The 25,029-nt window shown below is 43.8% G+C and carries 35 protein-coding genes; 26 read left to right on the plus strand and 9 right to left on the minus strand.

The genetic code is table 11. The annotated features are described in order from the left end of the window. The first annotated feature begins 15 nt into the window (after positions 1-15). From rpsN to rpsI, 22 genes are all read left to right on the plus strand, one after another. A complete protein-coding gene (rpsN, locus tag LGO15_RS00790; protein ID WP_009499044.1) occupies positions 16-201 on the plus strand; it encodes a 30S ribosomal protein S14 in 186 nt (61 codons plus the stop codon). Between the two features lie 30 nt (positions 202-231). Further along, entirely contained in the window at positions 232-630 is a 399-nt protein-coding gene (rpsH, locus tag LGO15_RS00795) for a 30S ribosomal protein S8 (protein WP_023626417.1), read from the plus strand. Between the two features lie 32 nt (positions 631-662). Beyond that, entirely contained in the window at positions 663-1,199 is a 537-nt protein-coding gene (rplF, locus tag LGO15_RS00800) for a 50S ribosomal protein L6 (protein ID WP_167834100.1), read from the plus strand. Between the two features lie 32 nt (positions 1,200-1,231). After that, positions 1,232-1,591 (plus strand): 50S ribosomal protein L18, encoded by a 360-nt coding sequence (gene rplR, locus LGO15_RS00805; protein ID WP_125482129.1) that lies wholly within the window; start codon positions 1,232-1,234, stop codon positions 1,589-1,591. Positions 1,592-1,615: 24 nt separating this feature from the next. Beyond that, positions 1,616-2,116 (plus strand): 30S ribosomal protein S5, encoded by a 501-nt coding sequence (rpsE, locus tag LGO15_RS00810; RefSeq protein ID WP_167834101.1) that lies wholly within the window; start codon positions 1,616-1,618, stop codon positions 2,114-2,116. A gap of 13 nt (positions 2,117-2,129) precedes the next feature. Then, positions 2,130-2,312, plus strand: a complete 183-nt coding sequence (gene rpmD, locus LGO15_RS00815; protein ID WP_023626413.1) for a 50S ribosomal protein L30 — start codon at positions 2,130-2,132, stop codon at positions 2,310-2,312. 31 nt (positions 2,313-2,343) lie between these two features. After that, positions 2,344-2,784 carry a 50S ribosomal protein L15 gene (gene rplO, locus LGO15_RS00820; RefSeq protein WP_167834102.1) on the plus strand — a complete coding sequence of 147 codons (441 nt, stop codon included), beginning with the start codon at positions 2,344-2,346 and terminating at the stop codon, positions 2,782-2,784. Continuing rightward, positions 2,784-4,079: a preprotein translocase subunit SecY gene (secY, locus tag LGO15_RS00825; protein ID WP_167834103.1), complete on the plus strand. Its 1,296-nt coding sequence runs from the start codon at positions 2,784-2,786 to the stop codon at positions 4,077-4,079. Before rplO ends, secY begins: the two co-directional genes overlap by 1 nt. Before the next feature lie 56 nt (positions 4,080-4,135). After that, complete coding sequence (locus tag LGO15_RS00830) at positions 4,136-4,786, plus strand: adenylate kinase (protein ID WP_167834104.1); 651 nt, start codon at positions 4,136-4,138, stop codon at positions 4,784-4,786. Continuing rightward, entirely contained in the window at positions 4,786-5,532 is a 747-nt protein-coding gene (gene map / locus LGO15_RS00835) for a type I methionyl aminopeptidase (protein WP_226086357.1), read from the plus strand. Before LGO15_RS00830 ends, map begins: the two co-directional genes overlap by 1 nt. Positions 5,533-5,759: 227 nt before the next feature. Further along, on the plus strand, positions 5,760-5,978 hold the full coding sequence (gene infA / locus LGO15_RS00840; RefSeq protein WP_019157108.1) for a translation initiation factor IF-1: 219 nt from the start codon (positions 5,760-5,762) through the stop codon (positions 5,976-5,978). 34 nt (positions 5,979-6,012) lie between these two features. Further along, on the plus strand, positions 6,013-6,126 hold the full coding sequence (gene rpmJ / locus LGO15_RS00845; RefSeq protein WP_003156543.1) for a 50S ribosomal protein L36: 114 nt from the start codon (positions 6,013-6,015) through the stop codon (positions 6,124-6,126). A 23-nt stretch (positions 6,127-6,149) separates the two neighbouring features. Next, positions 6,150-6,515 (plus strand): 30S ribosomal protein S13, encoded by a 366-nt coding sequence (gene rpsM, locus LGO15_RS00850; protein WP_167834106.1) that lies wholly within the window; start codon positions 6,150-6,152, stop codon positions 6,513-6,515. Positions 6,516-6,539: 24 nt separating this feature from the next. Continuing rightward, positions 6,540-6,929, plus strand: coding sequence for a 30S ribosomal protein S11 (gene rpsK, locus LGO15_RS00855; protein ID WP_023626407.1), 390 nt, complete (start codon positions 6,540-6,542; stop codon positions 6,927-6,929). Between the two features lie 176 nt (positions 6,930-7,105). Continuing rightward, complete coding sequence (locus LGO15_RS00860; protein WP_102264870.1) at positions 7,106-8,050, plus strand: DNA-directed RNA polymerase subunit alpha; 945 nt, start codon at positions 7,106-7,108, stop codon at positions 8,048-8,050. Between the two features lie 79 nt (positions 8,051-8,129). Further along, entirely contained in the window at positions 8,130-8,492 is a 363-nt protein-coding gene (gene rplQ / locus LGO15_RS00865; protein ID WP_144481247.1) for a 50S ribosomal protein L17, read from the plus strand. Positions 8,493-8,886: 394 nt separating this feature from the next. Further along, the gene (locus tag LGO15_RS00870; RefSeq protein WP_167834108.1) at positions 8,887-9,726 is read left to right on the plus strand and encodes an energy-coupling factor ABC transporter ATP-binding protein; all 840 of its coding nucleotides are present in this window, start codon (positions 8,887-8,889) and stop codon (positions 9,724-9,726) included. Then, positions 9,702-10,571, plus strand: coding sequence for an energy-coupling factor ABC transporter ATP-binding protein (locus LGO15_RS00875; protein WP_226086358.1), 870 nt, complete (start codon positions 9,702-9,704; stop codon positions 10,569-10,571). Before LGO15_RS00870 ends, LGO15_RS00875 begins: the two co-directional genes overlap by 25 nt. Continuing rightward, positions 10,568-11,365, plus strand: a complete 798-nt coding sequence (locus LGO15_RS00880; protein ID WP_226086359.1) for an energy-coupling factor transporter transmembrane component T family protein — start codon at positions 10,568-10,570, stop codon at positions 11,363-11,365. The genes LGO15_RS00875 and LGO15_RS00880 overlap by 4 nt, the downstream gene beginning before the upstream one ends. Before the next feature lie 5 nt (positions 11,366-11,370). Next, entirely contained in the window at positions 11,371-12,141 is a 771-nt protein-coding gene (gene truA / locus LGO15_RS00885; protein WP_209438064.1) for a tRNA pseudouridine(38-40) synthase TruA, read from the plus strand. 166 nt (positions 12,142-12,307) lie between these two features. Beyond that, positions 12,308-12,745, plus strand: coding sequence for a 50S ribosomal protein L13 (gene rplM / locus LGO15_RS00890; RefSeq protein ID WP_167834111.1), 438 nt, complete (start codon positions 12,308-12,310; stop codon positions 12,743-12,745). A gap of 20 nt (positions 12,746-12,765) precedes the next feature. Beyond that, on the plus strand, positions 12,766-13,158 hold the full coding sequence (gene rpsI / locus LGO15_RS00895) for a 30S ribosomal protein S9 (protein ID WP_167834112.1): 393 nt from the start codon (positions 12,766-12,768) through the stop codon (positions 13,156-13,158). A 111-nt stretch (positions 13,159-13,269) separates the two neighbouring features. Here rpsI and LGO15_RS00900 read toward each other — a convergent pair whose 3' ends face one another. From LGO15_RS00900 to LGO15_RS00935, 8 genes are all read right to left on the minus strand, one after another. Then, a complete protein-coding gene (locus tag LGO15_RS00900; protein WP_226086360.1) occupies positions 13,270-13,911 on the minus strand; it encodes a response regulator in 642 nt (213 codons plus the stop codon). 12 nt (positions 13,912-13,923) lie between these two features. Beyond that, entirely contained in the window at positions 13,924-15,042 is a 1,119-nt protein-coding gene (locus LGO15_RS00905) for a GAF domain-containing sensor histidine kinase (protein ID WP_226086361.1), read from the minus strand. An 82-nt stretch (positions 15,043-15,124) separates the two neighbouring features. Next, positions 15,125-15,463, minus strand: a complete 339-nt coding sequence (locus LGO15_RS00910; protein WP_226086362.1) for a VOC family protein — start codon at positions 15,461-15,463, stop codon at positions 15,125-15,127. 13 nt (positions 15,464-15,476) lie between these two features. After that, positions 15,477-16,499, minus strand: coding sequence for an S-adenosylmethionine:tRNA ribosyltransferase-isomerase (locus LGO15_RS00915; RefSeq protein ID WP_226086363.1), 1,023 nt, complete (start codon positions 16,497-16,499; stop codon positions 15,477-15,479). Then, positions 16,499-17,215, minus strand: coding sequence for an SDR family NAD(P)-dependent oxidoreductase (locus LGO15_RS00920; protein WP_226086364.1), 717 nt, complete (start codon positions 17,213-17,215; stop codon positions 16,499-16,501). The genes LGO15_RS00915 and LGO15_RS00920 overlap by 1 nt, the downstream gene beginning before the upstream one ends. A gap of 552 nt (positions 17,216-17,767) precedes the next feature. Beyond that, on the minus strand, positions 17,768-18,460 hold the full coding sequence (locus tag LGO15_RS00925; protein ID WP_226086365.1) for a hypothetical protein: 693 nt from the start codon (positions 18,458-18,460) through the stop codon (positions 17,768-17,770). A 502-nt stretch (positions 18,461-18,962) separates the two neighbouring features. After that, positions 18,963-19,736: an endonuclease I family protein gene (locus LGO15_RS00930; protein WP_226086366.1), complete on the minus strand. Its 774-nt coding sequence runs from the start codon at positions 19,734-19,736 to the stop codon at positions 18,963-18,965. Next, positions 19,733-20,698 carry a S8 family peptidase gene (locus tag LGO15_RS00935; protein ID WP_226086367.1) on the minus strand — a complete coding sequence of 322 codons (966 nt, stop codon included), beginning with the start codon at positions 20,696-20,698 and terminating at the stop codon, positions 19,733-19,735. The genes LGO15_RS00930 and LGO15_RS00935 overlap by 4 nt, the downstream gene beginning before the upstream one ends. 258 nt (positions 20,699-20,956) lie before the next feature. Here LGO15_RS00935 and LGO15_RS00940 point away from each other — a divergent pair, with 258 nt between their 5' ends. The 3 genes from LGO15_RS00940 to LGO15_RS00950 all read left to right on the plus strand — a co-directional run bounded on the left by LGO15_RS00940 (position 20,957) and on the right by LGO15_RS00950 (position 23,465). Continuing rightward, entirely contained in the window at positions 20,957-21,400 is a 444-nt protein-coding gene (locus tag LGO15_RS00940; protein ID WP_167834121.1) for a YbaK family protein, read from the plus strand. Between the two features lie 76 nt (positions 21,401-21,476). Next, a complete protein-coding gene (gene cwlD, locus LGO15_RS00945) occupies positions 21,477-22,193 on the plus strand; it encodes an N-acetylmuramoyl-L-alanine amidase CwlD (protein WP_226086368.1) in 717 nt (238 codons plus the stop codon). A gap of 216 nt (positions 22,194-22,409) precedes the next feature. After that, positions 22,410-23,465, plus strand: coding sequence for a P-loop NTPase (locus LGO15_RS00950; protein ID WP_167834123.1), 1,056 nt, complete (start codon positions 22,410-22,412; stop codon positions 23,463-23,465). 94 nt (positions 23,466-23,559) lie between these two features. On the opposite strand, the gene gerD is transcribed toward LGO15_RS00950, so the two are convergent. Beyond that, complete coding sequence (gene gerD / locus LGO15_RS00955) at positions 23,560-24,195, minus strand: spore germination lipoprotein GerD (RefSeq protein WP_167834124.1); 636 nt, start codon at positions 24,193-24,195, stop codon at positions 23,560-23,562. Between the two features lie 148 nt (positions 24,196-24,343). Between gerD and LGO15_RS00960 the strand changes: the two genes are divergently transcribed. After that, positions 24,344-25,021 carry a KinB-signaling pathway activation protein gene (locus LGO15_RS00960; protein ID WP_167834125.1) on the plus strand — a complete coding sequence of 226 codons (678 nt, stop codon included), beginning with the start codon at positions 24,344-24,346 and terminating at the stop codon, positions 25,019-25,021. The last annotated feature ends 8 nt before the right edge of the window (positions 25,022-25,029 follow it).

Raw genomic sequence — 25,029 nt, forward strand, 5'->3', positions numbered from 1 at the left:
GAGGGAGGCGAAAACGTGGCTAAGAAATCAATGATTGCGAAACAAAAACGCACGCCTAAATATAAAGTACAAGAGTACACTCGCTGTGAGCGCTGCGGCCGTCCGCACTCTGTATACCGCAAATTTAAGCTTTGCCGTATTTGTTTCCGTGAATTAGCATACAAAGGACAAATTCCTGGTGTGAAAAAAGCTAGCTGGTAAAACTGAAAGCTCTGGAAGGAGGTAAATTAAATGGTCATGACAGATCCGATTGCAGATTTGCTAACTCGTATTCGTAACGCGAATATGGTTCGTCACGAAAAATTAGAAGTACCTGCTTCTAACATTAAAAAAGAAATCGCTGAGATCCTTAAGCGTGAAGGTTTCGTGCGTGACGTTGAATATATCGAAGACAACAAGCAAGGTATCATCCGTATCTTCTTGAAGTACGGTGCAAACAACGAGCGTGTTATCACTGGTCTTAAGAGAATCAGTAAGCCAGGACTTCGCGTTTATGCAAAATCAACTGAAGTACCACGCGTACTTAACGGTTTAGGTATTGCTTTAGTTTCAACTTCAAACGGCGTTTTAACTGACAAAGAAGCTCGCGCTAAGCAAGTGGGCGGAGAAGTTCTAGCATACGTTTGGTAATAGATTTTTCTGAATGAATGGAGGTGCAACAAATGTCACGCGTAGGTAAAAAACCAATTGAAATTCCAGCTGGTGTTACTGTTACTCTTGATAACAATCACGTAACAGTAAAAGGACCAAAAGGTGAATTGTCTCGTACTTTTCACTCTGACATCGAAATCAAGATCGAAGAGAACGTAATCAACATTTCTCGTCCAACTGATAACAAAGAACATCGTGCTTTGCACGGAACGACTCGCGCGGTTCTTGCTAACATGGTTGAGGGTGTATCTAAAGGATTCGAAAGAGGTCTTGAGCTAGTAGGTGTCGGTTACCGTGCTTCTAAGCAAGGTAACAAGCTTGTACTTAACGTAGGATACTCTCATCCAGTTGAAATCGAGGCAGAAAAAGGCCTTGAAATCGAAGTACCTTCAAACACTAAGGTGATTGTAAAGGGAACTGACAAAGAGCGTGTTGGCGCATTAGCTGCTAACATCCGTGACGTACGTCCACCAGAGCCTTACAAAGGTAAAGGTATTCGTTATGAAGGCGAATATGTACGCCGCAAAGAAGGTAAAACAGGTAAGTAATGCCGCATAGGTTAACGAAAGGAGTGACGTAAATGATTACGAAGGCTGATAAAAACGCTACTCGCCGTAAGAGACACGCTCGTGTCCGTGCGAAACTTAGCGGAACTGAAGCTCGTCCTCGTCTAAATGTGTTCCGTTCAAACAAGCACATTTATGCTCAATTAATCGACGATGTAAATGGAGTAACTCTAGCGAGTGCTTCTACTTTAGATAAAGAAGTGAACGTTGAAGGCAATAACCTGGAAGCAGCAAAGCAAATCGGTGAATTGATCGCTAAGCGTGCTGTGGAAAAAGGTTATAAGTCAGTAGTATTTGACCGTGGCGGATACCTCTATCATGGCCGCATCCAGGCGCTTGCTGATGCTGCCCGCGAAAACGGCTTAGAATTTTAATAGAAAAAGGAGGGACACAAAAAGATGCGTCGTATTGATCCAAACAAACTTGAACTTGAAGAACGCGTAGTTACGGTTAACCGAGTAGCGAAAGTTGTTAAAGGTGGACGCCGTTTCCGTTTTTCTGCTCTAGTAGTAGTAGGAGATAAAAACGGTTATGTCGGTTTCGGTACTGGTAAAGCACAAGAAGTACCTGAAGCGATTCGCAAAGCTATCGAAGATGCGAAGAAGAACCTAATCCATGTACCTATGGTTGGTACTACAATTCCACACCAGGTTATCGGACACTTTGGTGCTGGTGAGATCCTTCTGAAGCCTGCTTCTGAAGGTACTGGAGTTATCGCTGGTGGACCAGTTCGTGCGGTACTAGAATTAGCAGGTGTTGCTGATATCCTGTCTAAGTCTCTAGGAACGAACACTCCAATCAACATGGTTCGTGCAACTCTAGAAGGTCTTTCTCAACTTAAGCGTGCAGAGGAAGTAGCGAAACTTCGCGGTAAATCTGTGGAAGAACTGTTAGGATAAGGAGGGAAATCAAATGGCTAACAAATTAGAAATTACCCTCACTCGCAGCCTGATCGGCCGTCCGCAAGATCAGCGCGAAACAGTTAAGGCTCTTGGGTTACGTAAAATGAACCAAACAGTTGAGCAACAAGATAATGCTGCAATCCGCGGCATGATCAACAAAGTTTCTCACCTTGTTACTGTAAACGAAAAATAATTTATCCTTTTTAAAATAAGGAGGTGCCAACATGAAACTTCATGAATTAAAGCCTGCAGAAGGTTCCCGTAAAGAACGCAAACGTCTTGGACGTGGTATCGGTTCTGGCCAAGGTAAAACTGCTGGTAAAGGTCATAAAGGTCAAAACGCTCGTTCTGGCGGCGGTGTACGCCCTGGTTTTGAAGGTGGTCAAACTCCTTTATTCCGACGCTTGCCGAAACGCGGTTTCACAAACATCAACCGCAAAGAGTACGCAGTCGTTAACCTTGATGCACTTAACGTATTCGAAGATGGAACTGAAGTGACTCCAGAACTTTTAATCGAAACAGGTCTTGTCAGGAAAGAACTAGCAGGAGTTAAGATCCTTGCTAAGGGAAGCCTTGAGAAGAAATTAACTGTTAAAGCTCATAAGTTCTCCTCTGCAGCCGAAGAAGCGATCAAAGCTGCCGGCGGTCAAACTGAGGTGATTTAATGTTCCAGACAATCTCCAATTTTATGCGCGTGGGTGAAATTAGAAATAAAATTCTCTTCACCCTTTTAATGTTGATTGTATTTCGTCTCGGTACATTTATTCCTGTACCGAACGTAAATGCAGATATTTTAAAAGCACAGGATGACATGAGTGTCTTCGGAGTGCTGAATACCTTCGGCGGCGGTGCGCTGCAGAACTTCTCCATCTTCGCGATGGGAATCATGCCGTACATCACTGCTTCAATCATCATCCAGCTCTTGCAGATGGATGTTGTGCCAAAGTTTACTGAATGGTCCAAACAAGGAGAAGTCGGACGCCGTAAATTAGCTCAGTTTACCCGCTATTTCACGATCGTTCTTGGTTTTATCCAGGCACTAGGTATGTCTTATGGCTTTAACAATATGGCAGGAGGATTACTGATCCAGAATGCCGGTATCGCATCTTACTTACTGATTGCTGTCGTCTTGACTGCCGGAACTGCATTCCTGATGTGGTTAGGTGAGCAGATTACAACAAAAGGTGTAGGAAACGGTATTTCTATCATTATCTTTGCAGGTATCGTTGCTGGTATTCCGACAATGGTCAACCAGATTTATGCACAACAGTTCTCTGATGCAGGAGACGCTTTGTTCCTTCGTATCGTGACTATGCTGCTGATCCTGTTGGCTGTTATCGCGATCGTGGTTGGGGTTATCTTCATCCAGCAGGCAACTCGTAAGATACCGATTCAGTACGCTAAACGCATGAGCGCTGGAAACAACGCGGTTGGCGGTCAGAACACTCACCTTCCATTGAAAGTGAATGCTGCTGGTGTCATCCCGGTTATCTTCGCCATTTCGTTTATCGTTACACCTCCGACAATCGCACAGTTCTTCGGTACGAATGATGTGACTCTCTGGATCCAGAAGACGTTTGATTACACACAGCCGATCGGTATGATCGTCTATGTGGCGTTGATCATTGCGTTCACGTATTTCTATGCGTTCATCCAGGTGAATCCTGAACAAGTGGCCGAGAACCTGAAGAAGCAAGGTGGATATGTCCCAGGCATCCGTCCGGGTAAAAACACACAGGAATACTTGACTAGGGTCCTTTACCGCCTGACGTTCGTCGGCGCTATCTTCCTTTCAGTAATCTCTGTGCTGCCAGTATTTTTCATTCAATTTGCTGGTCTGCCTCAATCGGTACAGATTGGCGGAACAAGCTTGCTGATCGTGGTCGGCGTTGCGCTTGAAACGATGAAGCAGCTTGAAGCTCAGCTTGTAAAACGCCATTATAAAGGCTTTATAAAATAAGATTTAGGGGACATGTGTCCCTTGAATCTTTAATAGAGACTGAGGGGGGAAATCTTGTGAATTTGGTTCTGATGGGGCTTCCGGGTGCCGGTAAGGGCACGCAAGCCGATAAAATTGTTGGTAAATACAACATCCCTCATATCTCAACAGGAGATATGTTCCGTGCAGCTATCAAAGAAGGAACGGAACTTGGATTACAGGCAAAATCATTTATGGACAAAGGAGAGCTAGTTCCTGATGAAGTAACCATCGGGATTGTCCGTGAGCGCTTAAGCAAAGCTGACTGTGAAAAAGGATTCCTATTGGATGGATTCCCGCGTACAGTTGCCCAGGCTGAAGCTCTGGATACTATGCTTGCTGATCTTGGCAAAAAAATTGATTATGTCATCAACATTGATGTTGATCAAAGCATCCTTATGGAACGTTTGACAGGACGCAGGATTTGTAAGAACTGCGGCGCTACTTACCACCTCGTGTTCAACCCTCCTGCAAAGGAAGGCGTTTGTGACCGTTGTGGAGGCGAGCTTTACCAGCGCGCTGATGACAACGCTGAAACCGTCCAAAACCGTCTGGATGTAAATGTCCAGCAAACAAAGCCTCTGTTGAACTTCTATGAAGATAAAGGCTACTTACGCAATATCAACGGTCAGCAAGACATTAATGTCGTATTCGCTGACATCGAAGAATTGCTCGGGGGCTTGAATTAATGATCGTTTGTAAAACCCCTCGTGAAATAGAAATTATGCGAGAAGCAGGTCGCATTGTAGCGATGACTCATCAGGAGTTAAAAAAACATATTGCTCCTGGCATTACAACTAAAGAACTGGATGCAATTGCAGAGGATTTCATCGGCAAACAAGGTGCAACTCCTTCTTTTAAAGGTTATAATGGTTTTCGCGGCAGCATCTGTGCATCAGTTAATAACGAACTAGTTCACGGGATTCCTGGCGAACGGGTTCTTAATGAAGGCGACATCATCAGTATTGATATCGGAGCAAAGTACAACGGATACCACGGGGACTCTGCATGGACTTACCCGGTAGGAAAGATTGATGAGGAAGCCCAGCGTCTTTTGGACGTGACAGAAGAGTCTTTGTTCATAGGCTTGAAAGAAGCCAAGCCAGGGGAACGTCTTTCGAACATCTCCCATGCGATTCAAACGTATGTGGAATCAGAAGGCTTTTCTATTGTTCGTGAGTATGTCGGCCATGGAATTGGGCAAGAATTGCATGAGGACCCGCAAATTCCTCATTACGGACCTCCTAACAGAGGACCGAGGCTGAAGCCTGGTATGGTTCTTTGCATAGAACCGATGGTGAATGCAGGAAGCCGCTATGTGAATACGTTAGCCGATGATTGGACTGTTGTAACGGTTGACGGTAAAATGTGTGCCCACTTTGAGCATACGATCGCGATCACAGAAACTGGTTTTGAGATTTTAACCAAAGCCTGATCAGCGTGATTGGCCGTCTGGTTCTGTTTTTAGTCTTTAAATAGGCGGAAATGAGATTTCTATGCGGACGGGATGCCAGCTTTATGTTATAATCATAAGGTTGAGTATTTCTCAATGATATTTCTCAATTGCTTGCTGCTTAGAACGTGTCACAAATAGGAAGCTACATTCCGTCAACGCGGAGTATATGATTTAATACGATTTGAACAAGGAAGGGAGACCAGTTTATGGCGAAAGATGATGTAATTGAAATTGAAGGCACAGTATTGGAAACTTTGCCGAATGCAATGTTTAAGGTAGAATTAGAGAATGGTCATACAGTGTTGGCTCATGTTTCCGGTAAAATTAGAATGCACTTCATTCGAATCCTGCCAGGAGATAAAGTAACAGTCGAGCTTTCTCCATATGATTTGACTCGCGGAAGAATTACTTACCGCTTTAAATAAACCGTGACTCCGTACTATCAAGGAGGTTAGAGTAATGAAAGTGAGACCATCTGTTAAGCCGATCTGTGAAAAATGTAAAGTTATTCGCAGAAAAGGCAAAGTTATGGTGATCTGTGAAAACCCTAAACATAAACAAAAACAAGGATAATTTTAAAGGAGGTGCGCATCTAGATGGCACGTATTGCTGGTGTAGATATTCCACGTGAAAAGCGTGTAGTTATTGCTTTAACATATATTTTCGGAATCGGCAGACCTACTGCTGAGAAAGTTCTTGCTGAGGCTGGTGTTTCTGAAGACACTCGCGTTCGCGATCTTACTGAAGAGGAACTTAACAAGATCCGTGATATCATCGACAAGTTAAAGGTTGAAGGTGACCTTCGCCGTGAAGTTTCATTAAACATCAAGCGTCTAATGGAAATTGGTTCATATCGTGGCTTGCGTCATCGTCGTGGCTTGCCTGTTCGCGGTCAAAACACGAAGAACAACGCACGTACTCGTAAAGGTCCACGTAAGACTGTAGCTAACAAGAAAAAATAATCCGTAAAGGAGGGTAACATTTAAATGGCTCGTAAAACTAATACACGCAAACGCCGCGTCAAAAAGAATATTGAAAGTGGAGTTGCGCATATTCGTTCAACTTTCAACAATACTATCGTAACAATTACAGACGTACATGGTAATGCATTATCATGGTCTAGTGCAGGTGCGCTTGGTTTCAAGGGTTCACGTAAATCCACTCCATTCGCAGCACAAATGGCAGCAGAAACTGCAGCTAAAACTTCTATGGAACATGGTTTGAAAACTCTTGAGGTTACTGTTAAGGGACCAGGAGCTGGCCGTGAAGCAGCAATCCGTGCTCTTCAAGCAGCAGGTCTTGAAGTTACAGCAATCAAAGACGTAACTCCAGTTCCACATAACGGCTGCCGCCCGCCAAAACGTCGCCGTGTTTAATTTTTCTGTATAGAATTTGTAGTCCTGTCTATAATGGGATATGATACAAATATTTTCTAGGTATACAGAAATCATTAATCCAGTTGTTGTGCACAAACGGGAACGTATACATGGGGGAATTTCGGTAAGGTAAAGAGCCTGCCGGGGTTTCGACGTTTTGAAGGAGGGTATATTTGATGATCGAAATAGAAAAACCAAAAATCGAAACGGTTGAGATCAGCGATGATGCCAAGTACGGCAAGTTTGTCGTAGAACCGCTTGAGCGTGGATATGGTACAACTTTGGGTAACTCCTTACGTCGTATCCTATTATCCTCACTCCCAGGTGCAGCTGTCACATCGATTCAAATCGATGGAGTACTTCATGAGTTCTCAACAATTGAAGGCGTCGTAGAAGATGTAACATCAATCATTTTGAACGTTAAGAAATTAGCGTTGAAAATCTACTCTGATGAAGAGAAGACACTTGAAATCGATTTACAGGGCGAGGGTCCAGTGACTGCAGCTGCAATCACGCATGATAGTGACGTTGAAATCCTTAACCCGGATCTTCATATCGCTACACTTTCTAGCAAAGGTTCATTGCGTATGCGCCTGACTGCAAGAAGAGGACGCGGATACAATCCTGCTGACCAAAACAAGCGGGAAGATCAGCCGATCGGTGTCATTCCTATCGACTCAATCTATACACCGGTTTCACGCGTATCATATCAAGTAGAAAACACTCGCGTAGGGCAAATGACGAATTATGACAAGCTGGTATTTGACGTATGGACAGATGGCAGCACGGGTCCTAAGGAAGCTATTGCACTAGGTTCAAAAATCCTGACTGAGCACTTGAATATTTTTGTCGGTTTGACTGACGAAGCTCAAAATGCTGAGATCATGGTAGAGAAAGAAGAAGACCAAAAAGAAAAAGTTCTGGAAATGACAATTGAGGAACTCGATCTTTCTGTTCGTTCATATAACTGCTTAAAGCGTGCCGGTATCAACACTGTCCAGGAGCTTGCTCACAAGACAGAGGAAGATATGATGAAGGTTCGTAACCTTGGCAGAAAATCACTAGAAGAAGTAAAAGCAAAACTAGAAGAGCTAGGCTTAGGCTTACGCAAAGATGACTAGTTAATGCAGATTAACTAGGCATTTTGCTGTCAGTACTAAAACTGCCGGCTTATGACTTCAACAAAGGAGGGAAACACTCATGGGATACAGAAAGTTAGGACGCACAAGTGCCCAGCGTAAAGCAATGCTACGTGACTTAACAACTGATTTGATTATCAATGAGCGTATTGAAACTACTGAAACACGTGCGAAAGAGCTTCGTTCAGTTGTTGAGAAAATGATTACTCTTGGAAAGCGCGGAGACCTTCACGCTCGCCGTCAAGCATCTGCTTGGGTTCGCCACGAAGTTGCAAACGCTGAAACAAACCAAGATGCAGTTCAAAAACTATTTGCTGACATCGCTCCACGCTACGCAGAGCGCCAAGGTGGATACACTCGTATTATGAAACTTGGACCACGTCGCGGTGACGGTGCGCCAATGGTAATTATCGAGTTAGTTTAATACCATTAAACACTCAAACAAGGGCGATGGACAGTTTATACAAACTTGTTTCATCCCCTTTTTTGCTATAGAGGGTCTTCCCTTACGAAAACTAAAAAAAGCAGCACAAGCCAAAAACGAGCGTTATGATGCGCAGGCCATTGGGAAAGAAGAGTTCACTGGCCCCATCGGCTGGTTACTTCAGGGCATTCCTGAATCGGTTAGCGATAACCGGAGCTGTTCTGCCTGTCTCGTCTAGCTCATGTACTTCTCCCCAGTCCATTCAGGACCCTGCACTATGCGGATCGCTTCCGCCCGGGGAGAGGTGCAGGCTTTTTTTATATCCAAAAATTTTTGCAATAGAAATAGAATCAAATAGAAGAGACAGTTAAGAAGAGTTGAGAGGAGGGCGGAGATGAGCAACCCGATAGTGAAAATAGAAAATGTATCTTTCAGTTATGAAGGGCAGCAGACTCCCGCATTAAATAATATCAGCTTTGATATTTATGAAGGTGAATGGCTGGCGATAGTCGGTCATAATGGTTCTGGCAAATCCACTCTTGCGAAGCTTTTGAATGGCCTGCAATTTCCGCAGGAAGGTTCGATCGAGGTATGTGGGTTCACATTGACAGAGGATACGATTTGGGATGTAAGAGAAAATGTAGGAATGGTTTTTCAGAATCCTGACAATCAGTTTGTTGGAACAACGGTTCGGGATGATGTGGCTTTTGGTCTGGAAAATCACGGCGTACCAAGAGAGATCATGGTAGAGCGCGTGCAGACTTCACTTGATAAAGTCAATATGGGAACCTTTCTGAATCAAGAGCCGCACCATCTGTCTGGCGGCCAAAAACAGCGGGTGGCCATTGCTGGTGTCCTGGCACTGCAGCCGTCGATCATTATTTTGGATGAAGCGACATCCATGCTGGATCCAAGGGGACGTGCAGAAGTCATCGAAACAGTTCGTGAGTTGAAAGATCGTGAAAACTTAACGGTCATTTCGATCACCCATGATCTAGAAGAAGCTGCGAAAGCGGATAGAATCATCGTCATGAACAAAGGGGAGCTATACCGTGAAGGAAGTCCCGAAGAAATTTTTGAAATGGATGATGAGCTGATTAAGCTGGGACTGGATATTCCTTTCCCTGTAAAAATGAGCAAAATCATGCGGAAAAAAGGAATTGCATTATCTAAATCATATTTGACAGAAGAAGAGCTGGTGACGGAACTATGGACATCTCACTCAAAAATGTAGAATATCGTTACCAGGCTGATTCTCCTTTCGAGCGACTCGCTATATCGGATGTCTCCATCGATATACCTTCAGGAACGTATCTTGCAGTAATTGGGCATACGGGTTCTGGCAAGTCAACCGTGCTGCAGCACCTGAACGTCCTTTTGAAGCCTACTAAAGGTTCTGTATTGATTGGCAGCAGGGAGATCAGGGCTGGACGCAAGGAGAAGAATTTAAAGGGTGTCCGCGAAAAGGTGGGCATTGTCTTCCAATTTCCTGAGCATCAGTTATTTGAAGAAACAGTCGAAAAGGATATTATGTTTGGCCCGATGAACTTTGGCGTTACAGAGCAGGAAGCGAAGGCACGGGCAAGAGCTTCTATCAATCTTGTCGGACTGCCTGAAGAAATTCTTGAAAAATCGCCCTTCGATCTCTCGGGCGGACAAATGCGCCGGGTAGCGATTGCCGGAGTACTGGCAATGGAACCAGAGGTCATAGTATTGGACGAGCCTACTGCAGGCCTTGATCCACGAGGTCGCAAAGAAATAATGGACTTATTTTATTCACTTCATAAAAAAAGAAATCTATCAACCGTTCTCGTGACCCACAGCATGGAAGATGCTGCCCGCTATGCGGATGATATTGTCGTCATGCATCAGGGGAAGGTATTTACAAAAGGAACGCCTGACGAGATTTTCTCGAACCCTAAGGCATTGATCGAATTGGGTCTTGATGTACCTGAAGTAGTCGGATTGCAATTAATGATCGAAGAAGCCTTCGGAACAAAATTCAAGAAAATCAGCCTTTCCGAGGAAGAACTCGCCGAAATGGTGGCAGAGTTCATGGAAGGGGGCGGCCGTCAATGATGGAGAAAATGATTTTTGGCCGCTATGTTCCGGGAGATTCCATTCTTCATCGGATGGATCCTCGTTCCAAGCTGATCACCGTTTTCCTGTTCGTCATCGTTGTGTTCATCGCGAACAATGCGTTGACCTATGGGGTTTTAGCTGCTTATACATTCATTATGGTAGGACTCTCTAAGGTTCCGATAAGGTTCTTATATGGAGGCCTCAAGCCTGTATTTTTGCTGGTCATTTTCACGTTCTTGCTTCATATCTTCATGACCAAAGAGGGCGATGTCATCTTCGAATTTGGATGGCTGAAAATATATGAAGAAGGACTCAGGCAAGGTATCTTTATTTCATTGAGATTCCTACTGCTGATTCTGATCACGTCATTATTGACCTTGACCACGACTCCAATCGAGATTACAGACGGCCTAGAGACATTATTGAATCCGTTGAAGAAATATAAATTCCCCGTCCATGAGCTGGCATTGATGATGTCGATTTCCTTGAGATTCATACCGACGCTCATGCAGGAAACTGACAAAATCATGAAGGCGCAAACTGCCAGGGGAGTGGAGTATAACAGCGGACCGATCAAAGAGCGGATCAAAGCAATTGTTCCCTTGCTGATTCCATTGTTCATCAGTTCCTTCAAGCGGGCCGAGGAACTGGCAGTCGCTATGGAGGCAAGAGGCTATAAGGGCGGAGAAGGACGGACGAAATACCGCCAGCTGACCTGGGGTGGGTCGGACACCATGATGCTTTTGTTCCTAGCTGCTGTCACGGTTCTACTAATCGTCTTAAGAGGGTAATCATTATGCCGCGAATAAAATGCATAGTTTCATACGATGGCACCGGTTTTTCCGGCTATCAGATACAGCCGGGCAAAAGGACTGTCCAGGGAGAGCTGGAAAGGGCTCTTGAGAAGCTAAATAAGGGGATGGGCATCAGGGTCAGTGCATCAGGTCGTACGGACGCAGGAGTGCATGCCCGCGGCCAGGTAATCCACTTCGATACAACACTTGAAATTGAGCCTGCCAGGTGGCAAATCGCGCTTAATTCCTTATTGCCTGATGATATTGCAGTGAATGCGGTTGAATATGCAAAACCTGATTTCCATGCACGCTTTGACGCTGTCGGCAAGGAATACCGCTATTTTTTGCTGCCATCCAAGCATCGTAATCCTTTCCAGCGGAATTTTGCTTATCAGTTCCAATATGAACTTGATCTCGACGCAATGAAAGTAGCGGCGAGGCAGCTTCTTGGCAAACATGATTTCACTAGTTTTTGTTCGGCCAAAACCGAGGTAGAAGATCGTGTAAGGACATTGCAGGAAATCGATTTTTTCGAAGAGAATGGCCTGCTTGTTTTTAGGTTCGTAGGGGATGGTTTTCTGTACAATATGGTAAGGATCCTTGTCGGGACCTTGCTGGAGGTAGGGACAGGCAGAAGACCTGCCGACAGCATGCCGCAGCTGCTTTTAGTGAAGGACCGTACCCTGTCTGGCAAGACCGCGCCAGGACAAGGACTGTATCTCTGGAAGGTTTTTTATGAAGATGAAGACCATCGATTAGAAAATAAATTTTAAAAAAATGATATGACAACTAATCCTGGTGTTGACAATCTCTCAACCACAGGTTAAGATATCATATGTATGTATTTTAAACCCACGATCAGCCCCGGAAGAGCTTTATCGTGTTTGAAAATATACCAAATGAACTTGATTTTTTTTTGACTATTTAGGAGGGAAACTCATGCGTACAACGTTTATGGCAAATGCCAACAATATCGAGCGTAAATGGTACGTAGTTGACGCTGCAGGCAAGACTCTTGGTCGCCTTTCAACTGAAGTTGCAGCTATTCTACGTGGTAAACATAAACCAACTTTCACACCACATGTTGACACTGGTGATCACGTAATCATCATCAACGCTTCTCAGATCGAACTTACTGGTAAGAAATTGACTGACAAAATCTACTACCGCCACACAATGCACCCAGGTGGATTGAAGCAAAGAACAGCTCTTGAAATGCGTACAAACTACGCTGAAAAGATGCTTGAACTTGCAATCAAAGGCATGCTTCCAAAGAACTCTCTTGGACGCCAAATGTTTAAAAAGCTTCATGTATATGCTGGTAATGAGCATCCACATCAAGCACAACAACCTGAAGTTTACGAACTTCGCGGATAATTATTAAGGAGGTAATTAACTTGGCACAGGTTCAATATATCGGTACCGGTCGTCGTAAGAGCTCCGTTGCGCGAGTTCGTTTAGTACCAGGCACTGGAAAAATTACAATCAACGATCGTGAAATTGAAGATTATATCCCATTCGCAGCTCTACGTGAAGTAGTTAAGCAACCACTTGTTGCTACTGAAACTGTAGGAAGCTACGATATCCACGTTAACGTAAATGGCGGTGGATACACTGGCCAGGCTGGCGCAATCCGTCACGGTATCTCTCGTGCATTGCTTCAAGCTGACCCAGAATTCCGTCCAACACTTAAGCGTGCTGGACTACTGACTCGTGACGCTCGTATGAAAGAACGTAAGAAATACGGTCTTAAAGGCGCTCGTCGTGCACCTCAGTTCTCAAAGCGTTAATTTTTGGCGCTTCAAAAAAGCTCTCAACCAATTTGGTTGGGAGCTTTTTATTTTTGATTTTTCCATTGTTCAATGCTGAACAGGGATTATGCTGCATTTTATTGATTTTTCTTATTTGACCAATCCGTTTTTTACGGCAAAAAGGGCAGCCTGCGTTCGATCTGCTAGCTCGAGTTTCGCCAGCAAGTTAGACACATGGGTCTTTACCGTTTTTTCGGTAATATATAAGGAGGCGGCAATCTCTTTATTGCTCTTTCCTTTCGCGATTTCTTTTAAGACATCCAGTTCTCTTTTCGTTAATTCATCTAGTAACTTTTTTGTCGGATTGCTGCTGTGTGATAGATTGGCTAGTAAATGGGATGTGGCTTTCGGGTGGAGCTGGCTCTCTCCATTGACCATTTTCTTGATGGATGAGACGAGCTCATCAGGCTGGATATCCTTCAATTGAAATCCGGAGGCACCTGCTTCTAGAGCGGGGATGACATGGTCCTGGTCGGAGAAACTGGTAAGAATCATGATTTTAATGCTTGGATCTTCTGCTTTAATCACCTTCGTCGCTTCAATTCCATCCATTTCAGGCATAGCTAAGTCCATCAAGATAATATCAGGCTTTAGCTCTTTTGCCATTTCAACCGCTTTTCTTCCGTTTTCGGCTTCTCCGATAATTTCAAGGTCTTTTTGGGTTTTAAGAAAAAATACGAGGCCTCTTCGGACAACATGATGATCGTCTGCGATTAATATGCGTATACTCATTGAATTCTCCCCCTAGAGTGGAATGGTTATCTTTATTTCAGTTCCATTTCCCAATTGGCTTCGCAATTGAAACAGGCCATTTAGTGCTTCTGTCCTTGCTTTCATGTTCTTTAATCCTAATGAAGGAATTAACAGGTTATCATTATAGTGAAAACCGCAGCCCTCATCTTTAATTGTTAAAATGGCCTCATTTTCGGAAGCATGAAGTGATAAAAATACCTTTTGGGCACCGGAATGCTTTTTACAATTGGCGATTGCTTCTTGTCCAATTCGCCATATAGCTTCTTCAACTTTTCCGGGCATGCTGGTGGCTCCCGTCAGGTTAGCTTCTATCTTCAGACCAAGCATTTCTCCATAGCTTTTCAGTGCGCTGACAAGTCCATTCTCGAGACCGTGAGGCTTCAACTGCCATATAAGTGATCTCATCTCCCCGAGTGCTTCCTGGGTCAAGTCCTGCATATAGCTAAATGTTTGTTTTACTTCTTCATCCTCTGTCATTTCCACTCCAGCTCTGGCGGTCAGGCTGAGAGAGAACAATAGCTGATTCACCGAATCATGCAGGTCCCGTGCAAGCCGGTTTCTTTCCGCAACAAGAGCGGTTTCTTGTTCGCGCTGTGTGAGTTTGATGCGTTTTAATGCTGTGCCAATTTGATAGGCAATTGCTTCAAGCAGAGCAAGTTCCTTTTTATGAAAATGTTTTTTGTTTGGAGAACCCACATTCAATAAGCCGAATCGTTCATTTCCAGCGCGAAGGGGTACAGTAGCATGATGGGTCAATCCGCACGTCTCCCCAGCACCATCATCAAGTGCATCTTCAATTCGCTTACACTCAATGATATTTGTGGCTTTATTTAAGGTTTGGTTATTGTATTTATTCACACACCAGCACTCACCGTGGCACATTCTATCTTTCTGGTTAAAAGCTAAAGCAGGAGGAAGAGCAAAGTCTGCTGTAAGCTCGTGGTTTCCGTGAGCATCAATAAGAAAGATCCAGCCTGTTTGAAGCCCTGTTATATGCAAAAGTCTTCTTAAGACATCAGATAGCATGGTCTTCGTGTCTGTTCCTTCGTTCAATAGCTCTGCGATTTCTTTAAGAATGCCGATTTCTTCATATTTTGCTTCGTCAGTCATCCCAGCATCTCCTTCACCGTCCAGTATCTAATGTCATTATAGCCCATATTTAACCCTTGGATGTTAAAAACTGGTGCGTGCTTTAGGAGGTCTGTAAAAATTCGAGCACTTCATGATTGGGTCCTTCATAAAAGACAATTTCCCAGCCGTTGGGAAGTTTGTAAGGTCCTTCTGCTATTTGATTAAATCCGAAAGTGTGGATCACTTGCTGAAGGTCGGATACTTCAAAACATAGATGGGCTGAGTTTGTGCTATGTGGATGAGATACCAATTCAAGTCGGAAATGAGTGGATGATAGGAACGCAATCTCTTCCCCCAGAAAAGAATGCCGGCTTTCCAGTTCTAAGCCTAATAAATCTGAGTAAAACTTTATCGATTCTTCAAGATTGGACACTTCCAGTCCGTAATGATGAAAGCGCATAAAATAATTCCTCCTATATGATCAGGTTCATGTCACCAAACTCGTGCCATAAATAGCCTTCGTGAATCGCTTGATGGTAGGCATGAAGCAAGTGATGTTCTGGTAAAAAGGCAGTCAGCATATCCAGATGGCTAGCCTTAGGCTCATGCAAACCGGTAATGATTCCGTCTACTATTTTTAGAGGGGTTTGCTGATTGATATATAAGTTTGTAGTACCTGAGAGTTCTCCGTTGTTCGCTGCACTCTCTAGGGCGCGGACGACTGTCGTTCCAACTGCGATGACTCTTTTGCCAGATGAATGAGCCTTGAGGATTTTTTCCATTGTGTGATGTGAAATGTGATATTCCTCAGGATTTTCTTTCGGGTCCACATGATCCTCAAGTAAATAGCTCAGACCTGTGTGCAATTGAATGAAATCAATTTGAATGCCTTTCTTCTTTAATTCAAATAGCAGTTCCCAGCTAAACGCTCTACCCGCAGATGGCATCTCCACAGAACCAGGATGGGTGGCAAATACATTTTGATAATAATTCAGGTCCCATGGTTGTTCTATATACTCATAACGTATCGGGGAGCCAAGAACATAGATTAGATCTAGTAGCTCACTCCCGTTTTTATTGAATTTTACTGTCTTTAACGGGGAAGTCTCTTTCTCAGCGATGACCGTAGCAGTCAATTTTTCTGAAAAGCGCAGAACATCCCCCACTTTGACAGGGTTTGCGATGATGAGAGCTTCCCAAGTGTCATCAAAAATTCGTCTCGCCAAACGGATTTCCACTCTTTGAGAAATGTGAACGCCTCTTCTTAACCAGCTGCCATGTAACGAAGCAGGGATGGTGCGGCTATTGTTTAAAATGATCACATCTCCAGGCTGAAGGTAGTGGGGGAGATTATAAAAATGATCGTGTTTCATTTCTCCGGTTTTACAATTCAGTGTCATCAATCTTACTTGATCCCTTCTTAAGCCTCTTTTTTCCGGTGGAAGGCTCGCATTCAGGTTTTCAGGCAGATGAAAATCCATTACACCTGTTTCCATTACAATCCCTCCTCTGATTGAGCTTCAAAGCGTTGGCCATTAATCCCTTTTGCTTTATCCGATGCTAAATGAAGGAAGATATCCACGACATCCTCAGGTTTTGCTAAAGGGTAATCGCAATCAGGAACAGCTAATTGATGCATTTCAGTGTCCATCTCGCCCGGGTCGACCATATTGACACGAACATTGGTATCACTTAACTCATCTGCCCAAGTTTGAGTAAGGCCTTCTACAGCGAATTTTGATATCCCATATGCTCCCCAGCCTGCATATCCAACGTGACCAGCTTCAGACGTCACATTGATAATGGAACCTTCATTGTGCTCAAGCATGACAGGGATGACTCTTTGGCTAACTAGAAATGCTGAGACTACATTGACTCTTAACACCTCTGCAAAATCCTCTTCAGGATAATCCAGAAGCAAAGGCATTGGACTAGGGCCTAATACGGAAGCATTATTGATCAACACATCGATTTGCCCATATGCTTCCTGAGTTAAAGCTACGAAACGTTCCACATCCCTAGGCTGTGATACATCCGCTCGTATCGCCAATACTTCTGCACCAAAACCCTCGGCTTCTTGTTTTACTTTCTCCAGGCTTTTCTCGGACCTCGAGCAGATCGCAAGTCTTGCTCCTTCCCTCGCGAATGCCATTGTTAATGCTTTTCCTAAACCTTTAGAGGCACCAGTTATCATCACTACTTTTTTATTCATTTATCATCATCTCTCCTTATTTGCTTGTTGTATTAAGCATAAGGGGAATTAACAAAATTTCCCTCAGGAGAAAGCTTGAACTTTTCCTACAACTTTTGGATGAGAAAAATGGGAGGTTGTTGATTTAGATGTTATTTGGATGTGGTGAGAGCAGAAGAGCGGAGGAGTGTGAAATTAAATTGCGTTTACAAGCTTGCTTGGGGAGGAGTCCTGTTCAAACCTCGTTATTTTTTTGGAAGTCATGTTATTGGCGAACTGGAAAAAAACGTCCGGAATTTCCTAGTCGCTAATAAAATATGATTTTCGCCAATAAAATTAAATTTTCGCCAATAAAATCGGAAAATCGCCAATAAAGTTGTGAAGATCGCCAATAAAATTTTCCAAGTTAAAAATACAGGCGTTGCGAATTTTGTTCCTTTTATAAGCGAAAGTAAAGTTGGAACCTAATTTTTTTCGAGTATATTTATAATTCAGGTCCTAATTTGACTCATTAATGGTGAACCAAGCCTGAAAAAAAGCGGTGGCATCATTCTATGCCACCGCTTTAATAGTTTAATCTTCGTATCCTTGCATGGAATCCATGTGGCTGGCGATCATCGCAATGATGGTAGGAGCCTCTTCTTTTGTAAAAATGAAGTTCGTTTCGTCTTTGATCATTTCGTCATCTTCAGTCCAGATCCGATTGATGCGGCGCAGGACTCCGTCACCTGTATCCTGTACAAGCCCAAACTGATAGGTCACTTCCACATCATCTTCCATCAGGAAGGCTGTAACCTCAGGAGTTTCCCACTCAACATCGATTTCCTCGAGGATATCATCCTCATCTATCAGCTCCGCCACATATAGCTCATCATCTTCATCGATTCCGTCATCTTCATAATATACAGTATCGTCATCTTCCGTTGCATAAACGATATCGAGTTCGTCTTCATCGTCGTTTATGTAATCGTGGAATCCTTGGTGAACCGCATCGACAATATCATCAATATCTGAAAGAATGACCCGAGCTGGCTGCCCCAGGTCTTCGTCGATGGTTTCCGTATAAAATTCCTCATTATACGGGTCAAAGTATAATATATAGAAATAATCTCTTTCACCATCATCATAGTCCACAAAGAACTGAATCCGCGGATGTTTCGCGCCTCTCTCAACAGCCATCTGGCCTTCTTGATCATATTTTTCGCAAATAGACTCAAGATGGTCCTGCAGCTCTCCAACTACCCGATCAAACCATTCCATAGACATAGAAATCATCCCTTCCTCTTTATTCTCGATTAGCTTGCCCTAAGATTCACATTTTTTGTGTTAGTAAATTAGAGGAAATGGAGAAGGCGGCTTAGCCTGAGGCAAGGAAAGTAGATAATAGCGTCTGCATTGCCCCAAAAAGAGGAATGGAAGCTAAAACGGTAAAAGGGAAGCGTCTGCATTGCCCGAAAAGGCATAATGGAAGCCCGAATGGTAAAAGGAAAGCGTCTGCATTGCCCCAAAAAGAGGAATGGAGGCTAAAACGGTAAAAGGGAAGCGTCTGCATTGCCCGAAAATGAAGAAAGGAAGCGAAAACGGTAAAAGGAGAGTGTCTGCATTGCCCGAAAATGCATAATGGAAGCCCGAATGGTAAAAGTAAAGCCTCTGCATTGACCGAAAGTGAGAAGAGTAAACCAAAAGGGTAAGAGGACCCCTCCTTACCGTGATCTCCCATCAACGCAGAGAAAAACCGCCTGCAATCAAACGTCCAGGCGGTTCTCTTCTATAGCCCAAGCATCTCTCTAGCTTTCTCCGGGTAATCAATAAAGGGGTTTCGGTTGCCCTGCAACTCCTGGATTGCGGCATTCCGATGCTTTTCGTATAGCGTAACAGGATAATCAAAATGCCATCTCAGCAAAAGGTCAAAATTCATTTGATTATCCAGAAGGATGACATCCCTATATCTCAAAGCAAAATAAAATACAGCTCTCGCAACAATACCTTTTCCGTATTCAGGTTCGAACTTTGCTGCTTCCACCATGCCGCAGCCAGACCGTATGCCTGAAGCAGCTAGCTCAGGTTCATAGGATGAGAAATCGTGATAAGGGTGATTGCTTCTCATGCTGTTGCATGCTGGTTCACAGGCAAACAAATGGTGAAGATCGCCTCGCATCGGCTCCTTACCATCAAACCATGATTGGGGCACTACATGTTCGGTATTGAAAAGAGAATCAGAACTGGCTATAAAGCCTCCTTGCCTCAAGGTGTCCAGAATTCTCAAATCCTCTTCAATCACTTCAACAGGGTCAAGGTCCTGTCCGGAATACAGGCTCTTCAGTTGGAGGTTCTCCTGCAGGTCCACCCATGGATAAACGTAGTCATGCGGTGAATATTTTAAATGGGAGGAGTGTGTCGAGAATAGCAGCGAATGAAGCTCTGCTGGACCGAAAACAGCGTCACAATAATATTCATCACGCATTCTCGAGTCCAGTTCTGCATCATAATACGTTTTATTCTCAATGTTGTGAATGTACGCCTCACTAGCTGATAAAATCATATCGCATCCATGACCATCGTTTTAAAGCTCTGGTCGAAGATTTCGGCCAGGTGCTCAGGAACAGTCAGGTATACGAGTCCATTGCCTTCGAGCTTCGGTGAATTGCCGAGTGGCACCGTCCGCTTGACCAGCTGTGCGTAAAGCTCAGGTTCTGTTAGCTCTCGCTCAAATTGGACTTTTGCATATGTCTTGATCAATGCCAGTGCGCCGGATACATGCGGAGCAGCCATGGAAGTACCGCTCAAGGTCGCATATTTTCCGTTTAGATAAGTTGAAGTGATCCGCTCACCTGGAGCCACGACATCTATTTCATTATGGGAGTTGGTAAAATCGGATGAACCTCGTTCAAGGTTCACTGCTCCGACACTGATGACTTCGTTATAAGCACCAGGATAGGCAAATTCATTGGTGGAATCGTCGCCATCTCCTTCATTGCCAGCGGCACAGACGACAAGGATATTCTTTTTTACAGCGGCTTGAATCGCCTCATGCAATTCGGGGACGTCTGCCGGGCCGCCCAGAGACATTGAGATAATATCTGCTTCTTGCTCGATGGCATAATGAATGCCTTTGATAATCCATTCATATTTTCCTGAACCAGCTTTGTTCAAAACTTTGACGATCAGCAAACCAGCCTCTGGTGCAACGCCGATGACGCCTGCCTCATTTTTCTGAGCGGCAATCGTGCCAGCCACGTGTGTACCATGACCATTATAATCGGTATAGAGATCAGGATTGCCGCGGTCATCGTCTGTAAAATTCCTGCCACCGATTATTCGTTCTTTTAAATCAGGGTGTGTTGTCTCACAGCCTGTGTCCAGTACAGCAACCTTCATTCCCTTTCCTTTCGTTTCGTTCCAAAGCCTAGGTGCCTGGATCAGCTCAACACCTTTAGGCACCTCCAAAATTTCCTCAGCTTCTGCAATCACGGTATAAGGGATAACGCGAACACCTTGCTCCATATCTTTCCCTCCTTAGAGATAAAATTGAAGCGAGTTCTAGTTGTGTTAATAAGTCTAACAATTCTGACTATTAATAAAAAGGACCGATAGTAGGGGATTTACTAGAAATAAATATACAAAATTGGGCAATTTATCCTAATAGATTTAACTTGATATTATTCTGTAAACGTCTGAGAAAACTGGAAAAGGAATCGTCCGGCTTGGTTGCATTACACCCATCCGCAGGTTGAACACTACTTCCTAAGGGGTGAATATACTTTGAACGTCGTAACGACATTTGTCGATAAAAGAAAGCAAAAACAAGTGAAATATGAGCGAGCGATGCTCCGTGAATTATCAATCAACATCCTGCAGGCCAGGGTGAAACAATATTTTGGCTCATCAAGGCTCACGTCGAACCTGATCATGAATTCAGGAATCGAAGAAGCTTGTTATGATGTAGCGATAGAAGCCTATTTACTCGGCGCCAAGTTCAGCCGTTTTGGATATTTCGGAGAACCACTGGAGGATGTCAAACCTCGCTGTGAAAAAGAAGAACGTCACCTGATTGACACCTTGTATAACTTTTTCCTTTTTTGGGGGAAGGGAGAAGAAGGAGTGGGTTCAGAGGAGCTATATTATTTATGCGAGCAATATTGTGATAGCTGGTGGAGAGAAGGATTCATGAAGGGTGAAAAGAAATATAAGCTAAGGCTGCATTAAGGGCGAGAGTTCTAAACCGCCGACCCGTCCCATATAGTTTATTATCAGGGACTAGCTGGGGAGGATGGAATAGAACATGCTAAAGAAAATAAAAATTGGATTATTCGCAGCCGGTCTTGCCGTGCTGTTCCTCATATTGCAGTATGATTTTACCGAAAATGATTCATGGGAATCCTGGAACCTGCCGCTTTCGGGGAAAATCATCTATCTGGACCCAGGGCATGGCGGGGTCGACCCTGGGGCAGGAGAGGATGAGCCTTTTGAAAAAGATATCGCACTTAATGTTACCTTGAAGCTGCGGGATTACCTCCAGCAGCAGGGAGCCCTCGTCATCATGACGCGTGAAACAGATATTGACCTTGCGGATAAAGGACTTAAGGGCTACAGTAAGCGGAAGGTCCAGGATTTGAAAAGGAGACTCGATTTGATCAATGAATCGGAAGCTGACTTTTTTGCAACGATCCACTTGAACGCAATACCTTCGTCCAAATGGAAAGGGGCTCAAACCTTCTACTCCACGAACTACAAAGAAAACAAGCGAGCCGCCAAACTGATCCAGGACGAATTACGCCGTAACCTTGAGAATACAGATCGAGATGCAAAGGCAGCGAATAGTATTTATCTGCTGAAGCATACCAATAAACCGGGAGTTTTGGTCGAGATCGGATTTCTCTCCAACCCGCAGGAAGCGGCAAACCTTAGAGATGAAGCATATCAGGAAAAAGTAGCTGCCTCTATTTACGAAGGCATGCTCCGATATTTTACAGATGAACAGAAGTTTTGGGAAAAATAAAGAAGGGTCATGGATCCTTCTTTTTCATTTGGGGTTTTTAGGTGTTTGATCCGTTTTGAATGGCGGCAATATCTTAATAATGTCTGTATTAACCCAACCCTCCTTGTATATGGTAAAAATATCTTTCAGAAATGTGTGATAGGTTTAACACTTAGGAATTTTATCATTATGGTATACTGTCCTTGGAGATAAATTTTTACAGAGGAAGGTGTCAAAATGTTAACTGAAGCTAAGGTACGAGAAAGTTTAAAAGACATTAAGGAACCATTTTTACATAAAACACTCGAAGAGATCAATGCCATCGAAGAAATCAAGATTAAAGAAGAGAAGAACCATGTAAGCGTTAAAATTGGCATCGCCAAAACAGGTACAGCCGAGCAGCTGCAGCTGCAAACAGAAATTGTCAATGTTTTAAAAGGCGCTGGAGCGGCATCTGTAGGTCTGCGATTCTTTGACCTTCCTGCAGAAGTCCTCTCTAAATACCAGACAGCAGCTCCGGAAGAAGAAGAAGGCCTGCTTTCTCCTAATAACCAAACAACATTCATCGCAATCGCGAGCGGAAAAGGCGGAGTGGGTAAATCCACTGTATCCGTGAACCTTGCTGTCTCTCTTGCGCGTTTAGGCAAAAAAGTCGGACTTGTGGATGCGGACATCTATGGTTTCAGTGTTCCTGACATGATGGGAATCACGAAGCGTCCGGTTGTAAGGGGAGAAAGAATCATTCCTGTTGAAAGGCACGGAGTGAAGGTCATCTCTATGGGATTTTTTGTGGAAGATAATGCACCGATCATCTGGCGCGGACCGATGCTTGGAAAAATGCTGAACAGCTTCTTCAATGAAGTCGAGTGGGGAGAATTGGATTACCTCTTATTGGACTTGCCTCCAGGAACAGGAGACGTGGCATTGGATGTGCACACCATGTTGCCATCATGTAAAGAAATCATTGTTACTACGCCTCACCCAACGGCTGCATTCGTTGCTGCGCGTGCAGGTGCAATGGCCCTTAGAACAGAACATGAAATTCTTGGTGTCATTGAAAACATGTCCTACTTTGAAAGTAAGCTGACTGAGGAAAAAGAATATGTCTTTGGTCAAGGCGGGGGCGAAAAGCTTGCAGACGAGCTAAATACACAGCTATTAGGCAAACTGCCGTTAGGCCAGCCGACCTGGAATGAAGAAGATTTTGCACCGTCCATCTATCAGGAAGACGATAAGATTGGCGCGATTTATACGAATATTGCCCAGCAAGTTGTTCAAATGCTTGGAAAATAATAAGAGAGCCTCTCCTGATCGGAGAGGCTCGTTCATTTTTATATTCAGTTAATCGGTTGTCGGGGCTGATCAATGGACTTTGCTAATCCAATTACTATTGACCTCCAGAACCGCTGCCTGAATCCCCGCCACCGCCGCCAGAACCTCCTCCACCTTCTTCGGAGCCTCCTTCAGACTTTTGGGTTGGCATTTCCTCAGCAGCTTTGACAATCAACGCTTGAAGTTTGGCTTTGAATAACGGGCTTTCAAAGGTTTCTGTCATGATTTTCTGTAGATGCTCCCGGTATTCTTTGCTTTTGAGGACGTTAGTTAATTCCTTTTCAAGTTCAGGGTCCTTCATGACTTCAATCATCATGCCCTTATATTCTGGATCCTTCATAAGGTCCTTTAACAGCTTTTCATTTTCCTTCTTCATGCTTTTTGCTACACTCTCAGCGAATTTTGGATCTTCAAAGGATTTTTTCCAGAAATCCATTCCCTTTTCAGATGTCAGTGTTTTTTCAACTGTATCAATTACGACCGGCTGGTCCATTATTAGCTTTTCCTTCATGCCGTCGTCACCCATGACTTCCTGGATCGCTTTTTTGCCATCGTCAGTCTTCAGGATATCGACAACCATTTTCTTTGTTTCCTCATAATCGACTTCCCCTGCTGACTCGGCTGGAGAAGCACAGCCGGCAGCTAAAAGTAAAAAGGAAGCAGGGAGTATAAATTTCACGATTTTCTTCATCTTCCATTCCCCTTTCACATAGACAGCCCTAATTTTAGGATGAGTAAAATGACAAATTGTTATGCACGAATAACGACACCTAGATTTTTCAAATCCGCATTGGTACAATCATATAGTGAAGTTTAATTTTGTTTTGGGGGAAAAAATCGTGACTAGCCGTAATTGGGTACACTTATTTCTCACCACTTTAGCAGTTGGGGCGGTAACAACTGCTGTCGTTGGTTTTATTGTCCGCTGGAGTGAATTCCAGCACCTGCTGAGTGATTTCAACATTCTAGAATTCCTTTCAATTTTAGTATGGCTAATGGGTGTTGGACTTATATTTAGCATTCTTAGCCAAATGGGTTTCTTTGCATATTTGACAGTGCACCGCTTTGGACTGGGTATTTTTAAATCATTATGGAATCCAGTACAGGTCCTGTTGATTGCGTTTGTATTGTTTGACCTTGTCTACTTGCGTTTTGCCACATTTGCGGAAAATGGCGAGAGTATCATGTCCTATTTAGGACTTGCTGTGATCGTACTGGTTGCTGGACTGATTGTGGCGTTCATGAAGGTTAAGCAAACAAATAAAGAAGCTTTTATACCAGCATTGTTTTTCATGATTGTCGTAACAGTGGTTGAATGGGTGCCTGTACTCCGTGTGAACGAGCATAGCTGGCTTTATCTCATGCTATTTCCATTGTTAGTTTGTAATGCCTACCAGCTATTGGTTCTTCATAAGCTGAACCAAAAATCACTTCAGGAACGGAAGGTTCTTGAAGAAAAGGCTAAGTCAAATGTGAAACCTAATAAAAAGGCACAAAAAAAGCCGTCCAACGCATAGTTGGACGG

Source organism: Mesobacillus sp. S13 (assembly GCF_020422885.1).
Lineage (GTDB): Bacteria > Bacillota > Bacilli > Bacillales > Cytobacillaceae > Mesobacillus > Mesobacillus selenatarsenatis_A.

What these genes read in the sequence shown, in the direction of transcription:
- infA (WP_019157108.1), top strand. Translation starts at nt 5,760, where the DNA reads ATGGCGAAAGATGATGTAATTGAAATTGAAGGCACAGTATTGGAAACT.
- rplO (WP_167834102.1), top strand. Translation starts at nt 2,344, where the DNA reads ATGAAACTTCATGAATTAAAGCCTGCAGAAGGTTCCCGTAAAGAACGC.
- truA (WP_209438064.1), top strand. Translation starts at nt 11,371, where the DNA reads ATGCCGCGAATAAAATGCATAGTTTCATACGATGGCACCGGTTTTTCC.
- LGO15_RS00905 (WP_226086361.1), bottom strand. Translation starts at nt 15,042, where the DNA reads ATGACTGACGAAGCAAAATATGAAGAAATCGGCATTCTTAAAGAAATC.
- LGO15_RS00935 (WP_226086367.1), bottom strand. Translation starts at nt 20,698, where the DNA reads ATGGAGCAAGGTGTTCGCGTTATCCCTTATACCGTGATTGCAGAAGCT.
- rpmJ (WP_003156543.1), top strand. Translation starts at nt 6,013, where the DNA reads ATGAAAGTGAGACCATCTGTTAAGCCGATCTGTGAAAAATGTAAAGTT.
- LGO15_RS00915 (WP_226086363.1), bottom strand. Translation starts at nt 16,499, where the DNA reads ATGGAAACAGGTGTAATGGATTTTCATCTGCCTGAAAACCTGAATGCG.
- rplF (WP_167834100.1), top strand. Translation starts at nt 663, where the DNA reads ATGTCACGCGTAGGTAAAAAACCAATTGAAATTCCAGCTGGTGTTACT.
- rplM (WP_167834111.1), top strand. Translation starts at nt 12,308, where the DNA reads ATGCGTACAACGTTTATGGCAAATGCCAACAATATCGAGCGTAAATGG.
- LGO15_RS00920 (WP_226086364.1), bottom strand. Translation starts at nt 17,215, where the DNA reads ATGAATAAAAAAGTAGTGATGATAACTGGTGCCTCTAAAGGTTTAGGA.
- LGO15_RS00925 (WP_226086365.1), bottom strand. Translation starts at nt 18,460, where the DNA reads ATGTCTATGGAATGGTTTGATCGGGTAGTTGGAGAGCTGCAGGACCAT.
- rplQ (WP_144481247.1), top strand. Translation starts at nt 8,130, where the DNA reads ATGGGATACAGAAAGTTAGGACGCACAAGTGCCCAGCGTAAAGCAATG.
- gerD (WP_167834124.1), bottom strand. Translation starts at nt 24,195, where the DNA reads ATGAAGAAAATCGTGAAATTTATACTCCCTGCTTCCTTTTTACTTTTA.
- rpsH (WP_023626417.1), top strand. Translation starts at nt 232, where the DNA reads ATGGTCATGACAGATCCGATTGCAGATTTGCTAACTCGTATTCGTAAC.
- LGO15_RS00875 (WP_226086358.1), top strand. Translation starts at nt 9,702, where the DNA reads ATGGACATCTCACTCAAAAATGTAGAATATCGTTACCAGGCTGATTCT.
- rpsM (WP_167834106.1), top strand. Translation starts at nt 6,150, where the DNA reads ATGGCACGTATTGCTGGTGTAGATATTCCACGTGAAAAGCGTGTAGTT.
- map (WP_226086357.1), top strand. Translation starts at nt 4,786, where the DNA reads ATGATCGTTTGTAAAACCCCTCGTGAAATAGAAATTATGCGAGAAGCA.
- rpmD (WP_023626413.1), top strand. Translation starts at nt 2,130, where the DNA reads ATGGCTAACAAATTAGAAATTACCCTCACTCGCAGCCTGATCGGCCGT.
- LGO15_RS00930 (WP_226086366.1), bottom strand. Translation starts at nt 19,736, where the DNA reads ATGATTTTATCAGCTAGTGAGGCGTACATTCACAACATTGAGAATAAA.
- rpsK (WP_023626407.1), top strand. Translation starts at nt 6,540, where the DNA reads ATGGCTCGTAAAACTAATACACGCAAACGCCGCGTCAAAAAGAATATT.
- LGO15_RS00950 (WP_167834123.1), top strand. Translation starts at nt 22,410, where the DNA reads ATGTTAACTGAAGCTAAGGTACGAGAAAGTTTAAAAGACATTAAGGAA.
- cwlD (WP_226086368.1), top strand. Translation starts at nt 21,477, where the DNA reads ATGCTAAAGAAAATAAAAATTGGATTATTCGCAGCCGGTCTTGCCGTG.
- LGO15_RS00910 (WP_226086362.1), bottom strand. Translation starts at nt 15,463, where the DNA reads ATGCGCTTTCATCATTACGGACTGGAAGTGTCCAATCTTGAAGAATCG.
- rplR (WP_125482129.1), top strand. Translation starts at nt 1,232, where the DNA reads ATGATTACGAAGGCTGATAAAAACGCTACTCGCCGTAAGAGACACGCT.
- LGO15_RS00870 (WP_167834108.1), top strand. Translation starts at nt 8,887, where the DNA reads ATGAGCAACCCGATAGTGAAAATAGAAAATGTATCTTTCAGTTATGAA.
- LGO15_RS00860 (WP_102264870.1), top strand. Translation starts at nt 7,106, where the DNA reads ATGATCGAAATAGAAAAACCAAAAATCGAAACGGTTGAGATCAGCGAT.
- secY (WP_167834103.1), top strand. Translation starts at nt 2,784, where the DNA reads ATGTTCCAGACAATCTCCAATTTTATGCGCGTGGGTGAAATTAGAAAT.
- LGO15_RS00900 (WP_226086360.1), bottom strand. Translation starts at nt 13,911, where the DNA reads ATGAGTATACGCATATTAATCGCAGACGATCATCATGTTGTCCGAAGA.
- LGO15_RS00880 (WP_226086359.1), top strand. Translation starts at nt 10,568, where the DNA reads ATGATGGAGAAAATGATTTTTGGCCGCTATGTTCCGGGAGATTCCATT.
- rpsE (WP_167834101.1), top strand. Translation starts at nt 1,616, where the DNA reads ATGCGTCGTATTGATCCAAACAAACTTGAACTTGAAGAACGCGTAGTT.